Consider the following 14,493-nt stretch of genomic DNA (forward strand, 5'->3'; position numbering starts at 1 on the left):
GCTAATTCAGGCGCAGGCCCAGAAAGTCGGTCCCGGGAATGGGGTTGAAGGATATCGGCTCGGCCGCGACGAAGCCAAAGGCCGCATAAAGCTGTCGCGCCTGAACAAACTCCGCCAGCACATCCAGCCGCATTTCTGCATAGCCCAGATCCCGTGCCGCGCTGATTACGCTCTCGATCAGGGCATAGCCAAGGCGGGTGCCTCTCGCTCGCGGACGGACGTATAGCCTCTTCATCTCGCAAATCTCGGCATCGACCCGCTTGATCGAAACGCAGCCGTCGATGAGGCCGTCCCTATCGGCCAACAGAATGCAGCCATCTGGGGCCGCATATTTGCCCGGTATATTGTCGAATTCAAGCTGATTATTTTGATGGGCGAGGCTGACGCTCGGACTGGCGACAAACTCGCGCCAGATATCGAGAACGGCGGGGCTATCCTCCGGAAATATCGCATCTCTTATCAGCGCCATAGTCCGGTGACTGACCGAGAATTATGGCCAGGTCTGGGCGGTTTCCGGGCCCCATTACGCACGATCAGTGCCGCGCAGCCAAGTGCATTGATAAGGGCCGGCAATCCGCAAGTTGTAAACGGGCGGTGCAATCGTTCCGGCGCGGTACATCGGTCGGTTAACCCTCAATTCGCCTTCACCTCGCGGTGGCGCGCGGGCATTTCAATCCGCAAAGGAATCGATCGTCATGCGTCACTACCTCCCCCTGATCGCCCTCGGTCTCGCCGCGCCTGTCACTGCCCAGTCGGCATCGGCACCCTTCACCGTCCAGGAAACCGGGCAGGGCTTTGCGCAACTCGACGACGCGCTGATGTCGATCCGGGGGCAGGATGCGACGATCCTGATCGCACCGGGCACCTATCGCCAATGCGCGATCCAGCAGGCCGGGCATATCACCTTCAAGGCGGTACAGCCGGGCAGCGTCATTTTCGACGGCGTTACCTGTGAGGGCAAGGCAGCATTGGTGCTGCGTGGCGGGGGATCGACTGTCGACGGCATCATCTTTCGCAACATGCGCGTCGGCGATGGCAATGGCGCTGGAATCCGGATCGAGATTGGTGATCTGACGGTGCTGAATTCGATGTTCCTCGATAGCCAGGAGGGCATCCTGGGCGCGCAGGATAGCCCGCGCCGGATCAGCATCGATCGATCGACCTTTTCGGGGCTCGGCCAGTGCGATGAGACGCCCGACTGCGCGCACAGCATCTATCTCGCGACGCGCGGGCAGGTGACCGTCACCCACTCACGCTTTGAGCGCGGGCGCGGTGGGCATTATGTCAAGCTGCGCGCGCCCAACGTCTCGATCACCGACAACAGCTTTGACGATAGCGAGGGGCGCAAAACCAATTACATGATCGACCTGCCCGAAGGCGGTACCGGGCTGATCGCGCGCAATATCTTTGTTCAGGGGGCCTATAAGGAAAACTGGACCGGGTTCATCGTCGTCGCGGCTGAAGCGCGCAAATATCGCTCGGCCGGGCTGCGGGTGGAAGGCAATACCGCCAGCCTAGCGCCGGGCCAGACCAAAAGCCCGGCGTTTGTCGCTGATGTAAGCCATGAAACGCTGGCGGTGGGCCAAAATGCGCTGGGTGCAGGGGTGCGCGCTTTCGAGCGCCGCTGACCGCGACTAGCGGCAACTGTCCCCCGCACTGGCATCCAGATCCAGGCAGCGGCCGTCCATTTCCGGCGCGCCAAGCTTCAGGCCAATCGTGGCGGCCAGTGTTGGGGCGATATCCACGGTCTCCACGGCCAAAGGCTGTTCAAAGCCCGCCATCCCCTTGCGCCAGAACAGGATCGGGACGCGCCGGTCATAATCCCAGAATGAGCCGTGGGTTGCGACATAGCCCCGGGTCGGATCGGGGATCGGGGTGATCCGCGGTTTCAGGGCGATGACGATGTCGCCCGATCGCGCCGGGTGAAAGCTCGCCTTGGCGCGCTGCACCAACGTCCAGGTCTCGGCAGGGCCAGAGGGGAGCGGTGCAGCGATGATCTCCGCCCGGCTGAATGCGGTCGCAACTTGCGGGTGGGCGCGGTACAGCGTCAGCGCTTCGGCCAGCACCGCATCATATTGTTTCTTTGGCAATTTGGCGTCGATCCACACATCGCCAACCGGATCGCCATAGAGCAATTGACCCGTCAGGCCGAGTTTTGCCGCTACCGCGTCACCCACCGCCTTGGGGTTCAGCGCTGGATCGATCCGCGCCGCTTGGCCCATGGCGTGCTGATCATTGCGTTCGGGCAGATCATGGCCGCCATGATCGGCGGTCAGCACGACCTGATAATCAATACCCATCGATTCAAGCACCGCGAAAAAAGTGCCCATCGTCTGGTCGAGTTGGGTGAGCTGCAGGCACATTTCGCTGCCCTCAGTGCCATAGGTGTGGCCGACATAATCGGTCGCGGAGGCACCGATGGCGATCAGGTCAGTCGCGGCACCCTTGCCCAGCTTCATGTCGCGGATCAGACCTGCCGCCATGGCGAACAGCGCTTCATCGGCTTCTGGCGAAGCACGAAAGGCGCGGGTGTCGCCTTCCTTGCGCTCGAAACGCCCAGTGCCAACGGTCTTGCCCGCGCCAATATCGATGGCGCGGTCGCGGGTTGAACAAAAGGCCGTCATCGCCATTGCCGGCTGGGCGAGGGCGATCCGTGCCGCGACGGCATCATTGGCCTGCTGGACGATCGGCGGCGTTGTGCGGCCGGCATAGCTGACGAATTTCTTGCCGTCCCACCACCAGAGCTCATCGACCTGATGGCCGCCCATCATCACGGCCGCGCGATCCTTGCCAGCGACGGAGACGACGCGGGTAGCCGGGTTGGCGGCCTTCATACGTTCGCCAAGCGTGGGGACCAGCAGATGCTTGTCGGACACGGTATAGACGATCGAATTGCTGCCGGGGACGCTCTCATCCTCCGCGCAATAGACGGATTTGTCGGCGCGGGCGGTTTTCAGGTCAACCCAGCTATTGGCGATGATGCCACTGCGCGCTGGGCGCATGCCGGTAAGGATCGTCGAATGGCCGGGGCAGGTTTCGGTCGCGGCATGGCTTTGATAGCCGGATGGGAAAACCGCCCCGTCGAGCAGCCGTTTGAAGCCGCCGGTGAAATGGTTACGATATTCAGCAAAAAGGTCAGCAGAAAATTGATCGACCGAAATCGTCACGATCAGCTTGGGCGGCGCCTTTGCGGGGGTGGCCGCTGGTGCTGCTGCTGCGCTGACCGGTGCGTTGCTGTCTTGCGCTGCTGCATTGGTCGTAACCAAAGCGAGCGCGCTTGCGAATAACGTGGCAACTCTTTTCATCAAGTCTCTCCCGATCGGGTGCACCGCGCCCAGAGTTTCGGCTATGCGCCGGGACCGGGCCTGAAAACAAGGATTGCCGCATGCGCGCATTGGGTTTCGTTATCGTGACGATGTTGCTGTGGCTCGCCGGTGTCGCGCCAGCAATGGCGCAGGCGCCCGATCCCTATTCAAAGGGGCCGCATCTCGCGACGACGCTCATCGCCGAAAGCATGACCCCTGCGGCAGGCAGCACGGTGACGCTGGCCTATGACGTCACGCCGCAGCGCGGCTGGCATGGCTATTGGCAAAATCCGGGCGATGCCGGCTTTCCCGCCAAATTCGATTGGACCTTGCCTGCTGGGATTACGGCCGGTGCCACGCTCTATCCCGTGCCGACGACGCTGATCATCGCTGATCTGATGAACTATGTGTTCGAACAACATTACACGTTGCTGGTCACGCTGCAGATTCCGGCGGGGCTCGCGCCGGGCACGGCGCTGCCAATCAAGCTGCGTTCCAATTATCTCGTTTGCACCGAAGAAATCTGCGTCCCCGAATCGGCCGATTTGTCAGTCAATCTCGTTATTGGCGACGGCGCGGTAACGCCTGCGGCGCGCGCGCAGTTTGACGGTTTCCGCCAGGCGCTGCCCAAGCCGATCGGCATGGGCGCGCGCTATCAGGTGGATGGCAAATCGGTGCGGATTGAGGTGCCTTATCCTGCCGCGACCCCGCTGACCAAGGCCTATTTCTTTCCGGTGACGGCAGGGGCGGTAAACTATGCCGCGCCGCAACAGGTCGTGCGCGATGGCGATCGCCTGGTCATTGAAACCGGGGCGGGCACCGCCAGCGGGCCAGTGGAAGGCGTCTTGCGGATCGGCGACGCAAAGGGGCTGATGGTGTCGGCAACCCCCGGCACGGTTGCGCCCGCCGCAAAGGATGGCACTGCGCCCGGCGTGCCGGAAGGCGTGCTGTTTGCGACGCTGATCGCGCTCGGTGGAGCCATTTTGGGTGGGTTGATCCTCAACATCATGCCCTGCGTGTTTCCGATTCTGAGCCTGAAGGCGCTCAGCCTTGCCAAGGGTTCGGTCAACGAACGCGAAGCGCGCGGCGAGGCGCTGGCCTATACCGCTGGCGTGCTCACCGTCATCCTGGGGTTGGGCGCAACCATCCTGGCGCTGCGTGCAGGCGGTGCGGCGGTTGGCTGGGCCTTTCAGTTGCAGAACCCGGCGACGATCGTGGTGCTGCTGATGCTCGTCGTCGCGCTGACGCTCAATCTTGCCGGGCTGTTCGAAATTCCGACGCCGCGCTTCGTCGATTCGGCGAGCGGCGCGAGCGGGGCGTTCGCAACCGGCGCGCTCGCCGCGATCATCGCGACGCCGTGCACTGGGCCGTTCATGGGCGCAGCATTGGGCGCGGCGCTGGTGCTGCCCTGGTATGCAGCGCTGGCAGTGTTCTTCGGGCTTGGCTTTGGTCTGGCGATCCCTTTCCTGTTGATTGGCTTCGTGCCGCCGCTGCGCAAGGCGCTGCCCAAGCCCGGCGCATGGATGGAAACCTTCCGCCAAATCCTTGCCATCCCGATGGGGCTGACCGCGATCTGGCTTGCCTGGGTGCTTGGTGGTGAAGCGGGGACGGACGGCATTACGCTCGGCCTGATCGGCGCGCTCGGCATCGGCATTGTGTTGTTTGTGGTCGGCAAGCGCCAGCATAAAGGGCTGTCGGCGCATTGGCTGAACGTGGTGCTGCTGATCGGCGTGACGACGGCGACCGCTTATTATGTGCGCGCGGTGCCGAAGGGCGCCGCCGGTGCGGCGATGTTGGCGGCCGAGAACAAGGCAACGTTCAGCGAGGAAAAGCTCGCCGAAGCGCGCGCCAAGGGGCAGCCGGTGTTCGCCTATTTCACCGCCGATTGGTGCCTGACGTGTAAAGTCAACGAACGCGTCGCGATCGATACCGATCAAGTCAAGGCAGCGTTTGCCAAGCACAATGTTGCGGTGATGGTCGGCGACTGGACCGATGGCGACCCCAAGCTCGGCCGCTTCATCGAATCGCACAACCGCGCCGGCGTGCCGCTCTATCTGTTCTACAAACCCGGTGCGAGCGAGCCGGAAGTGCTGCCACAGGTGCTGACCCCAGCGATGTTGAGCGAGTTGGCGGGGGGCTAGGCGACGACCGACGTGGTCACGGCACGGTTCGCGCCGACAACTGCCTCGAAGCGCTCATGATATTTCGGGTGCTCGGTGCCCATCATCCGGTCCCACCAGGTGAAATAGAGCCCGAAATTATAGCGGCCTTCGGTGTGGTGCAGGTCGTGGTGCGTGGTTGTCGTCAGCCAGCCGGTCAAGGGCGAGCGGGTAAAGCCCGGCCAGGCAAGCTCAAAGCCCGAATGGCCGACTGCGTTGCGCGCGATCTGATGGCCTAGAAAGATGAATGCCGCCCAGGGCTGGATCGGCACGATATGGCTGATGATCAGGAACATCACCGGCACGTAAATGCTTTCGAAAATCGCTTCGATCGGCGCAAAGCTATAGGCAGCCCAGCTGGTCGGTGTGCGGCTGACATGATGAGTCGCATGTGCGCGGCGGAACAGGACCTTTAGGTGCAGCGAGCGGTGCATCCAGTAGAACCAGGCATCATGCATGATCACCATGGCGATTATTTGCGCGACCATGATGCCAATATCGGGCGCGCCGCGATTGACGGGCAGCCACCCGGCCCTGAACATCGCGAAGGTCAGCAGATTGACGAGCGAAAAGACGAAAATTGTCTCAACCGAGCGGCGGAATTCGCGCCGCCGGTCGGCAAAGCTCGCCTTGCCGGCCTGAATACGGCGGGGCTCGATCCAGCGCTGGATCAGCCAATATAGCACCGCGACGCCAGCCGCGCCGATCAGATAGCGTGTGAATTCGATCTCGACGGCATGGCCGATCTGCTGCGCGATCGTCGCCAGGGCGGGGGTAAGGGACGACAAAACCGACATCGACATGCTCCGTAGCTGAATGCCCGCTAAGCGTGCGCGAAGGCGGCGACGATGTCCGCGCATTTTTGGAAAAATATGGGCGATTTCGAAAACGAGCAACTGTTTTCAGGGTCGCTGGTTTGCCCCTATCCCTCTCGATGATGATAATGCCGGGCAACTTGCCGACGCTGACAGCACGTTTCTCATCGACCTGACGGGTTCAAACCCGTGCAGAATTCGCCTAGGAAGCGGGCATGACTCAATTCGGACTTACCCCGATAATTCGATCTAGCGGCTCGGCCGACCTTACGGGTGATCGGGGCCATAGGCTTTTGATGATCAGGTTCCTGATTGCCCTAACTGCCGCGTTTTTTCTCGCGATACCGGCGGCGGCACAGAAGCGGATCGCGCTCAGTTTTGATGATGTGCCGCGCCAGGTCGGCGGCTTCTTTACACCAGATGTCCGCACGACGCGGCTCATTGCTGCGCTCCGCAAGGCGCGGGTCGAGCAAGTCGCGTTTTTCTTGACCCCCGGCAATTTGGAGAAGCCAGACGGCAAGGGGGGCGAAGCGCGGATCGCGCGCTATGTCCGCGCGGGCCATGTCATCGCCAATCACAGCTACAGCCATCTCTGGTTATCGCGCACGGCGGCATCCGATTATATTGCTGACATCGACCGTGCCGCCGCCTGGCTGAAGGATCGTCCCGGCTATCGGCCTTGGTATCGTTTTCCCTATCTCGATGAGGGACGGCGCGATCTTGCCAAGCGAGCCGAGGTTCGCGCTGCGCTGGCGGCGCGGGGCCTAGCCAATGGCTATGTGACGATCGACAATTACGATTGGCACATCGATGCGTTGGCGACCAAGGCGAGGCAGGCTGGTCAGCAGATCGACATGTCGGCGCTACGCACCCTCTATGTCGAAACGCTGGTGGGTGCCGCCAACTTCTATGATCGCATCGCGCTCGACGCGCTCGGCCGCCAGCCCATTCAGATATTGTTGCTCCACGAGACCGATTTGAATGCGATGTTCATTGGCGCCGTCGTTGAGGGGCTGCGCAAGGATGGCTGGGAGGTTGTTTCGATCGACGCGGCCTATCGCGATCCGATCGCCACGCGCGAGCCCGATGGCTGGTTCACCAATGGCGGCCGCGTCGCCGCGCTTGCGCAGGATGCCGGGCGTGCGCCAAAGGATTTGATCGATCCAAGAACCGATGAAGCCGTCCTCACCACCCTGTTTACCGCGCGCGTCCTGAAGGGCCAATGATGACCACCCAGTTCGACCTAACCGACGACCAGCGCGAGATTCAGGATCTGGCGCGCAAGTTCACTGCTGACCGGATCACGCCCTTTGCGGGCGAATGGGACGAGAAGCACATCTTCCCGCGTGCGACGATCAAGGAAGCCGCCGCGCTTGGCTTTGCCTCGATCTATGTCAGCGAAGAATCGGGCGGCATCAATCTGGGTCGGCTGGAGGCGGCACTGATCATGGAGGCGATGGCCTATGGCTGCCCTTCGACCAGTGCGTTCATCTCGATCCACAACATGGCGTCGTGGATGATCGACCGGTTCGGCGGTCCGCAGGTCAAGGCGAAGTATCTGCCCGATTTGATCTCGATGGAAACGATCGCCAGCTATTGCCTTACCGAGCCCGGCAGCGGCTCTGATGCGGCAGCGCTGAAGACGCGCGCGGTGCTGGATGGCGATCATTATGTTGTCACCGGTACCAAGCAGTTCATCTCGGGCGCGGGCGAGAATGACGTCTATGTCACCATGGTCCGCACCGGCGAGGATGGGCCGAAGGGCGTCAGCTGCCTGGTCATCGAAAAGGACATGCCCGGCGTGTCCTTCGGTGCGAATGAGCGCAAGCTCGGCTGGCATTCGCAGCCGACCCGGCAGGTGATCCTTGAAGAAGTCCGCGTACCTGTCGCCAACCGGGTTGGTGGGGAAGGCGAGGGGTTCCGCATTGCGATGATGGGGCTCGATGGCGGTCGGTTGAATATCGGCGCTTGTTCGCTCGGCGGGGCGCAGCGCTGTCTGGACGAGGCGATCAGTTACACGCGTGACCGCAAGCAGTTCGGCACCGCGATCAGCGATTTCCAGAACACTCAGTTCATGCTCGCCGACATGGCGACTGAGCTGGAGGCGGCGCGCGCGCTGCTCTACATGGCGGCGGCCAAGGTGACGGCGAACGCGCCCGACAAGACCAAGTTCGCGGCGATGGCGAAGCGGCTGGCGACCGATACGGGATCATCGGTGGTCGATCGTGCGCTGCAGCTGCACGGCGGGTACGGGTATCTGATGGACTATCCAATCGAACGCTTCTGGCGCGACCTGCGCGTCCATTCGATCCTGGAAGGCACCAACCAAGTGATGCGGATGATCGTCGGGCGGGAGCTGACCCGGCAGTGATCGTCATATCACTCGCCGCTTTAGCGGCTTACAACTTTCTGCTCCGCGTCTCCGCGTCTCCGCGTGAACCAAAGCCCGATTTGGTCACGCGGAGACGCAGAGACGCGGAGGTGTCTGCCCCCGAGGTGACGCTGTGACTGACGAACTGATCGCTGGTGTAGAGGGCCGTACCGGCCGCATCCGGCTCAACCGGCCTAGCGCGATCCACGCGCTCAACACCGCAATGTGTGCGGCAATGTTGGACGCGCTTGAGGCGTGGCGCGTCGATATCGGGATTGAGGCGGTGCTGATCGATCATGCTGCCGCGCCGGATGGCGACCCAAAAAAATCTCGCGGTTTTTGCGCGGGTGGCGACATTCGCATGCTCGCGGAGAGCGGCGCGAAGGACGGGGTCGATGCACGCGCGTTCTTTCACACCGAATACCGGATGAACCACAAGCTGTTCACTTATGTGAAGCCGACCGTCGCCTTCATGGACGGCATCACGATGGGGGGCGGTGTCGGCATATCGCAGCCCTGCCGCTACCGGGTGGCAACCGAGAACACCCGGCTGGCGATGCCGGAAACGGGGATCGGCCTTTTCCCCGATGTCGGTGGCGGCTGGTATTTGTCGCGGCTCGCCGGGCGGATGGGGCAGTTTCTGGCGCTGACCGGGCACCGCCTGGATGGGGCAGAATGTTTGGCGCTTGGGTTGGCCACCCATTATCTCCCAAGCGCATCGCTCGACGAAGCGAAGGCCCGCATCATCGCCGATCCGCGATCGATCGATGCCATCCTTAACGACCTGTCGATCGCACCGCCTGAGGCGAAGATTTTATCGCAAGCTACCCAGATTAATCGCTTGTTCGCATCGGATGAGCTTGAAGCGGTGTTTGCCACGCTCGAAGCCGATCCCGGCGATTGGGCGCAGGCCCAACTCAGGCTGCTCCGCACCAAGTCACCGCAGACCATGAAGGTCTCGCTGCGCCTGCTCCATGAAGGCGCGCTGATGCATGATTTCGCTGATGAGATGCGGCAGGAATATGCGGTTGGCGCACATGTCGTGCAGCGACATGATTTCCTTGAAGGCGTGCGCGCGGTCATCATCGATAAGGACAACGCACCGCGCTGGGACCCAGCGACACCCGAAGGCGTGACCGATCACGTTATCGACCAGATTTTTGCGCCGCTGTCTGACGACGAGGCGTGGACGCCGCACGATTGACCACCCTCCCGCGTCATCCCGCGTCAAGCCCCGGGGCGACGAAAGAAAGAGAAAGACATGGCCACCTACGAAACCCTTCTCGTCGAACAGCGTGGCGCGGTGACGCTGATCACGCTCAACCGGCCTCAGGCGCTCAACGCGCTCAACAGCCAGGTGCTGGCCGAGTTGATCGCTGTACTCGAAGCATTTGATGCCGATCCGTCACAAGGCTGCGCCGTGCTGACAGGGTCCGAAAAGGCATTTGCGGCTGGCGCGGACATCAAGGAAATGCAGACAATGGGCTTTGCCGAGATGTTCGGCACCAACCATTTTGCGGGCTATGACCGGGTGACCGCGACGCGCAAGCCAATCATTGCAGCGGTAGCGGGCTATGCGCTCGGCGGTGGCTGCGAAGTGGCGATGATGTGCGATTTCATTCTTGCGGCCGATACCGCCAAATTCGGCCAGCCCGAGATCAAGCTCGCGGTCTCCCCCGGCATGGGCGGATCGCAGCGGCTCGCCAAGGCAGTCGGCAAGGCCAAGGCGATGGAAATGTGCCTGACCGGCCGGATGATGGACGCCGCAGAAGCCGAGCGCGCTGGGCTCGTCAGTCGCGTCGTCCCGGCGGCAGACCTGATCGACGAAGCAGTAAAGACAGCCACCGTGATCGCGGGCATGGCGCCGCTGGCGGTCAAGGCGAACAAGGAAATGGTCAACACCGCGTTTGAAACGGGCCTGACCCAGGGCATCCTTTTTGAACGGCGGTTGTTCCATGGTCTGTTCGGGACGGCAGACCAAAAAGAAGGCATGGCCGCCTTTGTCGAGAAGCGCACCGGGGTTTGGACAGGGAAGTAATAATGACCAGCATCGCATTCATTGGCCTCGGCAATATGGGCGGCGGCATGGCCGCGAATCTAGCCAAGGCCGGCCATGATGTTCGCGCATTTGATCTGTCGCCCGATGCGCTTGATCGGGCGCGGGCTGCGGGCTGTTTGCCCGCCGCCACGGCCGCCGCTGCCGTCGAGGGGGCGGAGGTTGTCGTCACGATGCTGCCCGCTGGCACGCATGTCGAGACGGTTTACACGCATGAAGTTTTTCCGTCGGCTGCGGCCAATACATTGTTGATTGATTGCTCGACGATTGACGTCGAAACGGCGCGACGGGTGGCAGCGGCTGCACAAACCAAGGGATTGGTTGCGGTCGACGCGCCGGTTTCAGGCGGCATTGCGGCGGCGAGTGCTGGCAGCCTGACGTTCATGGTCGGCGGCAGCGATTCAGGTTTTGAACGTGCCGCGGTAATCCTGGAGTCCATGGGCAAGGCGGTGATCCATGCCGGGTTAAACGGCGCTGGCCAGGCCGCGAAGATTTGCAACAACATGCTCCTCGGTGCCTCAATGGTCGCCACGTGCGAAGCATTCTTGTTGGCGGAGAAACTGGGGCTGGATGCCCAGAAATTCTTCGATATCTCCAGCGTGTCTTCAGGCCAGAACTGGTCGATGACCAGCTATTGCCCTGTCCCCGGGGTTGGGCCGAATTCGCCCGCCGATCATGAGTATCAGGGTGGCTTCGCTGTCGCCTTGATGCTCAAGGATCTCAAGCTGGCGCTGCACGCGGCGCAACTCTCTGGCGCTGATACGCCGATGGGCGCGCAGGCAGCGGCGCTGTATCAGCGCTTCGCTGATCAGGGCCAGGCGGGGCTCGATTTTTCGGGGATCATCCGGATGCTGGCAACCAAGGACTGATGGCCCGCAAGCCACGCATTGCGTGATCGCCCAAAGCGTTTAGTGTTCGCGCCAAAGGGTCGAAACCCCAATCTCGGTCGGGCCGCACCTGCTGACCCCCTGTCGCTTGTCGTTGCCCGACAAGAGCGACAGTCGGTCGACACAGGCAGCGCAAACGCGATCAAGGGGATAGTCGATCGGTGCCGGGGGGATGTTCGTGGCGACAATGGCGGTTGAAGATCAAGCAAATGAACCGAGCCGGAAGGATATCCAGCTCGTCATCACCGCTTCATCGCTTGGCACCATATTCGAATGGTATGATTTCTTCATCTACGGCACGCTGGCGGCGAGCGGCATTATTGGTCGTACCTTTTTCCCGGCCGATAACGAAACCGTCCAGACCTTGCTTGCCTGGGCGGGATTTGCGGTTGGTTTCGGCTTCCGGCCCCTTGGCGCGATCCTGTTTGGCTTTCTCGGCGATAAGCTGGGGCGTAAATATACGTTCCTAGTGACGATCACTCTGATGGGTATTGCCACCGCCGGGGTTGGGCTGGTGCCGTCGACTGAGGCGATCGGCTTGGCGGCACCCGCGATCATCATTCTCCTGCGCATCCTGCAGGGGCTGGCGCTAGGTGGGGAATATGGCGGCGCTGCCATCTATGTTGCTGAACACGCACCGGCCGGGCGCAGTGGCTATTATACCAGCTTCATCCAGGCGAGCGTTGCGGGTGGCTTCATTCTGTCGCTGGCCGTGGTGCTGAGCGCGAAGGCCGCGTTCTCTCCTGAAGCCTGGGATGCCTGGGCGTGGCGCACGCCCTTTCTGTTCTCGCTGCTGCTGCTGGCGGTGTCGCTGTGGATGCGGCTTAAATTGTCGGAAAGCCCGATTTTCAAGCAGATGAAGGCGGCAGGGGAAACCGCGAACAATCCGTTTGTTGAGAGCTTTACCTATCCCGGCAATCTCCGCCGCCTGTTCGTGGCGTTGTTTGGTATCGCCGCCGGGCTGACGGTGATCTGGTACACCGCGATGTTTACCGTGCTGTCGTTCCTCCAGGCGACAATGCGGGTGGAGGAAACGGTCGCGCAGTTGATTGTTGGCGCCGGGGCGGCCGCTGGCCTGTTCTGGTTTGTATTGTTCGGTTGGCTGTCTGATCGAGTCGGTCGAAAATTGCCGATCGTGATCGGTTATGCGCTGACGCTGATCATGCTGTTCCCGATTTTCTGGGTGATTGGCAGCGCCGCCAATCCCGGCTTGGCCGAAGCAGCGCGGCGCGCACCGGTCATCGTTTCTGGCCCGGCCTGTGCGTACAGCCCCTTTGCCAAGCAGCAGGTCGATGAATGCGGGCGGGTGCTCGATCATCTGTCCAAAAAGGGCGTCGCCTATACAACGGTGGAGGCCCCGGTAACGGTGGTGACGATTGGTGGTCTAACGGTCGCCAATGATACGCCGGAGCAGCTGGACGCCGCGCTGACGGCCAATGGCTATTTCCTGGGCAAGGTTATCCCATCGCCGGCCAATATCGCGATCATTCTTGGGGCGATCATCGTCCTGAGCGCGCTTGCCGGTGTGACCTATGGCCCAGTTGCCGCATTGTTGGCGGAAATGTTCCCGCCGCGGATCCGGTATAGCTCAATGTCGATTCCCTATCATATCGGCACCGGCTATTTTGGCGGTTTTCTGCCGTTTATCAGCCAGTATATCGTCGCGCGCACGGGCAACCCCTATGGCGGGCTGTGGTACACGATGGGGGTCGTGGCGATGGCGTTGGTGGTCACGCTGGTGTGGCTGAAGGACGAACGCCCCAAGGCGGCGCCAAGAAGCTAGGGACTAGTGCCCGATAGCGGCTGGCGCTAACCCCTCATCGCATGACCACTTCCCCCCTGAGGCTGCGGCTTGATGCAGCAGCACTTGCCAGCAACTGGCGCACCCTTGATGCGATGAGCGGATCGGCGGCCTGCGGGGCGGCCGTAAAGGCCAATGGCTATGGGCTGGGGGCCGTTGATGTCGCCACCCGCCTGGCACGTGCCGGGTGCCGTGATTTCTTTGTCGCGACCTGGGCAGAGGCGGCGGAGCTCGCCCCACTCGGCCTTTCCGTTTCCGTGCTTCACGGCATCCGGGCAGAGGATATGCCGCTTGCGCTCTCCGGCATTGCGCGCCCCGTCCTGAATTCGCCCGCCCAAATAGAGCGGTGGCGCGCGGCGGGCGGGGGCGTATGCGACGTCATGATCGATACCGGCATGAACCGGCTTGGTCTGTCGGTTGATCAGGCGTTGTCCGGGGTGCTTACCGGGCTGGAGATCGATGTGCTGATGAGCCATCTTGCCTGCGCTGACGTTGATGTGGCGATGAATGGCGCGCAGCTCGCGGCCTTCGCCGAACTGCGGGGCCGGTCGTCCGCCCGGCGGATGAGCCTGGCCAATTCGGCCGGGATTGGACTGGGGCCTGATTATGCCTTCGATCTAACCCGCCCCGGCCTCGCGCTCTATGGCGGTGTCCCCCGCGCAGAGATGGCAACCATACAGCAAGTCGTCACCCCCGAAGCGCAAATCGTGCAGCGCCGATGTGTGCCGGCTGGCGCGAGCATTGGCTATAACGCCACCTTTACCGCCGCGCATGATGCCGAAATTGCGATCATCAATATCGGCTATGCCGATGGCTATTTCCGGGGCTTTTCAGGGATCGGTTGCGGTCGCTGGGGCGATGTTGCGCTGCCGGTGGTTGGCCGCGTGTCGATGGATCTGGTGGCGATTGTGGTCGATCGAGCCCCAGGGCTCGGCGAGGGGGACTGGGTCGCCCTGGATTATGCACTGCCGGCGGCTGCGGCCGCGTCCGGCATGTCGCAATATGAATTGCTGGTCGGCCTCGGTCGGCGTTTTGATCCGCATTGGACAGCCTGAGCGCTTCCAATCGTGACGATCTGATTGGCCTGGGTCCCACGCCG

The 14,493-nt window shown here is 62.1% G+C and carries 12 protein-coding genes; 9 read left to right on the top strand and 3 right to left on the bottom strand.

The annotated features are described in order from the left end of the window. Position 1 precedes the first annotated feature (1 nt). Complete coding sequence (locus tag B7Y43_RS13065; protein ID WP_374132097.1) at positions 2 to 469, bottom strand: GNAT family N-acetyltransferase; 468 nt, start codon at positions 467 to 469, stop codon at positions 2 to 4. Positions 470 to 695: 226 nt separating this feature from the next. Between B7Y43_RS13065 and B7Y43_RS13070 the strand changes: the two genes are divergently transcribed. Then, positions 696 to 1,628, top strand: a complete 933-nt coding sequence (locus B7Y43_RS13070) for a right-handed parallel beta-helix repeat-containing protein (RefSeq protein ID WP_374132098.1) — start codon at positions 696 to 698, stop codon at positions 1,626 to 1,628. A gap of 6 nt (positions 1,629 to 1,634) precedes the next feature. Here the strand turns inward: B7Y43_RS13070 and B7Y43_RS13075 are convergent, their stop codons facing one another. Continuing rightward, complete coding sequence (locus tag B7Y43_RS13075; RefSeq protein ID WP_374132099.1) at positions 1,635 to 3,305, bottom strand: alkaline phosphatase family protein; 1,671 nt, start codon at positions 3,303 to 3,305, stop codon at positions 1,635 to 1,637. A gap of 80 nt (positions 3,306 to 3,385) precedes the next feature. Here B7Y43_RS13075 and B7Y43_RS13080 point away from each other — a divergent pair, with 80 nt between their 5' ends. Next, complete coding sequence (locus B7Y43_RS13080; protein ID WP_374132100.1) at positions 3,386 to 5,446, top strand: protein-disulfide reductase DsbD; 2,061 nt, start codon at positions 3,386 to 3,388, stop codon at positions 5,444 to 5,446. Here B7Y43_RS13080 and B7Y43_RS13085 read toward each other — a convergent pair. Further along, complete coding sequence (locus B7Y43_RS13085) at positions 5,443 to 6,261, bottom strand: sterol desaturase family protein (protein ID WP_374132101.1); 819 nt, start codon at positions 6,259 to 6,261, stop codon at positions 5,443 to 5,445. The two genes, B7Y43_RS13080 and B7Y43_RS13085, sit on opposite strands and share 4 nt — an antisense overlap. Positions 6,262 to 6,575: 314 nt before the next feature. Here B7Y43_RS13085 and B7Y43_RS13090 point away from each other — a divergent pair, with 314 nt between their 5' ends. From B7Y43_RS13090 to B7Y43_RS13120, 7 genes are all read left to right on the top strand, one after another. Then, positions 6,576 to 7,505, top strand: a complete 930-nt coding sequence (locus B7Y43_RS13090; RefSeq protein ID WP_374132102.1) for a polysaccharide deacetylase family protein — start codon at positions 6,576 to 6,578, stop codon at positions 7,503 to 7,505. Beyond that, positions 7,505 to 8,650 (top strand): acyl-CoA dehydrogenase family protein, encoded by a 1,146-nt coding sequence (locus tag B7Y43_RS13095; protein ID WP_374132124.1) that lies wholly within the window; start codon positions 7,505 to 7,507, stop codon positions 8,648 to 8,650. The genes B7Y43_RS13090 and B7Y43_RS13095 overlap by 1 nt, the downstream gene beginning before the upstream one ends. A 133-nt stretch (positions 8,651 to 8,783) precedes the next feature. After that, a complete protein-coding gene (locus B7Y43_RS13100) occupies positions 8,784 to 9,854 on the top strand; it encodes an enoyl-CoA hydratase/isomerase family protein (RefSeq protein ID WP_374132103.1) in 1,071 nt (356 codons plus the stop codon). 57 nt (positions 9,855 to 9,911) lie between these two features. Further along, positions 9,912 to 10,688 carry an enoyl-CoA hydratase gene (locus B7Y43_RS13105; protein WP_374132104.1) on the top strand — a complete coding sequence of 259 codons (777 nt, stop codon included), beginning with the start codon at positions 9,912 to 9,914 and terminating at the stop codon, positions 10,686 to 10,688. Between the two features lie 2 nt (positions 10,689 to 10,690). Beyond that, positions 10,691 to 11,575: a 3-hydroxyisobutyrate dehydrogenase gene (gene mmsB, locus B7Y43_RS13110; RefSeq protein ID WP_374132105.1), complete on the top strand. Its 885-nt coding sequence runs from the start codon at positions 10,691 to 10,693 to the stop codon at positions 11,573 to 11,575. Positions 11,576 to 11,780: 205 nt separating this feature from the next. Beyond that, positions 11,781 to 13,376 (top strand): MFS transporter, encoded by a 1,596-nt coding sequence (locus B7Y43_RS13115; RefSeq protein WP_374132106.1) that lies wholly within the window; start codon positions 11,781 to 11,783, stop codon positions 13,374 to 13,376. Between the two features lie 41 nt (positions 13,377 to 13,417). Continuing rightward, a complete protein-coding gene (locus B7Y43_RS13120; protein WP_374132107.1) occupies positions 13,418 to 14,449 on the top strand; it encodes an alanine racemase in 1,032 nt (343 codons plus the stop codon). Positions 14,450 to 14,493 lie beyond the last annotated feature (44 nt).

It is taken from the genome of Sphingomonas sp. 28-62-20, assembly GCF_002281505.1.